Origin of the sequence: Rhizobacter sp. (assembly GCF_031412495.1) — a bacterium.
In the GTDB taxonomy this organism is placed as follows: domain Bacteria; phylum Pseudomonadota; class Gammaproteobacteria; order Burkholderiales; family Burkholderiaceae_C; genus Schlegelella_A.
Window position 1 is genome coordinate 1 of the sequence record NZ_JANODC010000471.1, and the last position, 1,827, is coordinate 1,827.

General features: G+C 64.3%; 4 protein-coding genes and 1 pseudogene. All 5 read left to right on the forward strand.

The genetic code is table 11. The annotated features are described in order from the left end of the window. Positions 1-319 (forward strand): annotated as a pseudogene (locus AC30N0_RS17510) (ribonucleoside-diphosphate reductase subunit alpha); the annotation flags it as partial. Then, complete coding sequence (locus AC30N0_RS17515; protein ID WP_489519170.1) at positions 301-672, forward strand: hypothetical protein; 372 nt, start codon at positions 301-303, stop codon at positions 670-672. The pseudogene AC30N0_RS17510 and the gene AC30N0_RS17515, both read left to right, overlap by 19 nt. After that, the gene (locus tag AC30N0_RS17520; RefSeq protein WP_489519171.1) at positions 672-905 is read left to right on the forward strand and encodes a hypothetical protein; all 234 of its coding nucleotides are present in this window, start codon (positions 672-674) and stop codon (positions 903-905) included. Before AC30N0_RS17515 ends, AC30N0_RS17520 begins: the two co-directional genes overlap by 1 nt. Continuing rightward, a complete protein-coding gene (locus AC30N0_RS17525; RefSeq protein WP_489519172.1) occupies positions 902-1,183 on the forward strand; it encodes a hypothetical protein in 282 nt (93 codons plus the stop codon). The genes AC30N0_RS17520 and AC30N0_RS17525 overlap by 4 nt, the downstream gene beginning before the upstream one ends. A gap of 11 nt (positions 1,184-1,194) precedes the next feature. Continuing rightward, a partial coding sequence (locus tag AC30N0_RS17530; RefSeq protein ID WP_489519173.1) for a ribonucleotide-diphosphate reductase subunit beta occupies positions 1,195-1,827 on the forward strand: 633 nt, incomplete at its 3' end.

Sequence of the window (1,827 nt, forward strand, 5' to 3'; positions counted from 1 at the left end):
CGAGGAGAAGGACGTGTTCAAGACCAGCTTCGAGATCGACCAGCGCTGGCTGATCGAGCTCGCCGCCGACCGCACGCCCTATATCGACCAGGCGACGTCGCTGAACCTGTTCATCCCGGCCGACGTCGACAAATGGGACCTCCTGATGCTCCACTACCGGGCCTGGGAGCTCGGCATCAAAAGCCTCTATTACCTGCGCTCCAAATCGGTGCAGCGCGCCGGCTTCGCGGGCGGGGTCGAGGCCGACAACACGATCGACCCCAAGCAGATCGAGCTCGCCGCCAGCACGGACTATGACGAATGCCTGGCGTGCCAGTGATATTACCCGTCGCCCCAGCGCAGGCCGGGGCCCCGGGGGGTGAAGGGCTACGGCGCTTTTCACCCGCTGGGGTCCTCGCCTTCGCGAGGACGACGCCATCTTCCCTCCTGCCGCTGCTCCTCCTCGCCGGCTGCGCGGCGTCGCAGACGGCCGCCGCGGTCGCGCCGCAGGCGCCGGGCTTCCTGCTGGGGGTCTGGCACGGCTTCATCTTCCCGATCGCCTGGATCGTGTCGCTCTTCATGCCGGACGTCTCGGTCTACGCCGTCCCCAACAACGGCGGCTGGTACGATTTCGGCTATTTCATCGGCGTCGTCTTCCTCGGCGTCGGCGCCCGTCACGCGAGGAGAGCTTGATGCCGGAGACGATCACCCTCGGCCACCTTCTGATGCTGCTCGGCCTGCTCGTCGCGCTCTATGCGCTCTGGCAGGCGACGATCTGGCTGAAGCACCGCTCCTACAAATACGGCACGCCGCAATATGCCCGGGCCCGCGACGGCAAGCGCTATGCGGTGTGGAGCCTGATCGTCGCCGCTTTGCTGTTCGCGATCGGCTGCTTCTCGCCGCTCTGCGACGTGGCGATCGCGTGAGTGGCGCCCTCTTCCTGGCCATCGCGGCGCTGATGAGCCTTGCGGTCTTCCTCAACGGCCTGCGCTTCTCGCGCATGCCCGAGGAGAAGCTCCTCGACGGCTGGACTTACATCGAAATGCCCTCTTTCCTGGCGCGTGGGCGGACCCCGGTCGAGCAGGCTCGCCTGTTCGGCCGAACCTCCATGATTGCCGCCCCGCTTTTCCTGCTGCTCGTCGCCGCCCTTTGCTTCGGCCTCCTCGGCCCTGTGGACGGCATCGAAACCATCGAACTCACCTAAGGACGCGTGACATGCCCCTCCTCGAAGCCCGCAAGCAGTACAAGCCGTTCGAATATCCCTGGGCGTTCGACTTCTGGAAGCGCCAGCAGCAGATCCACTGGATGCCGGAGGAGGTGCCGCTCGGCGAGGATTGCCGCGACTGGGCGCAGAAGCTGACCGATCACGAGCGCAGCCTGCTCACCCAGATCTTCCGCTTCTTCACCCAGGCCGACATCGAGGTGCAGGATTGCTACCACGACAAATATGCCCGCGTGTTCAAGCCGGTCGAGATCAAGATGATGCTCGCCGCGTTCAGCAACATGGAGACGGTCCACATCGCGGCCTACTCGCACCTGCTCGACACGATCGGCATGCCCGAGAGCGAATATTCGATGTTCCTCCAGTATAAGGAGATGAAGGACAAGCACGATTATCTCGCCACCTTCGGGGTCGAGAACGACCAGGACATCGCCAAGACGCTGGCCATGTTCGGCGGCTTCACCGAGGGGCTGCAGCTCTTCGCCAGCTTCGCGATGCTGATGAACTTCCCGCGCTTCAACAAGATGAAGGGCATGGGCCAGATCGTCAGCTGGTCGGTCCGCGACGAGAGCCTCCATTGCGAAGGCATCACCCGCCTGTTCCACGCCTTCGTCAAGGAGCGCGAT

Excerpts from the sequence above, each read along its gene's own strand:
- AC30N0_RS17515 (WP_489519170.1), top strand. The coding sequence starts at position 301 with ATGCCTGGCGTGCCAGTGATATTACCCGTCGCCCCAGCGCAGGCCGGG.
- AC30N0_RS17520 (WP_489519171.1), top strand. The coding sequence starts at position 672 with ATGCCGGAGACGATCACCCTCGGCCACCTTCTGATGCTGCTCGGCCTG.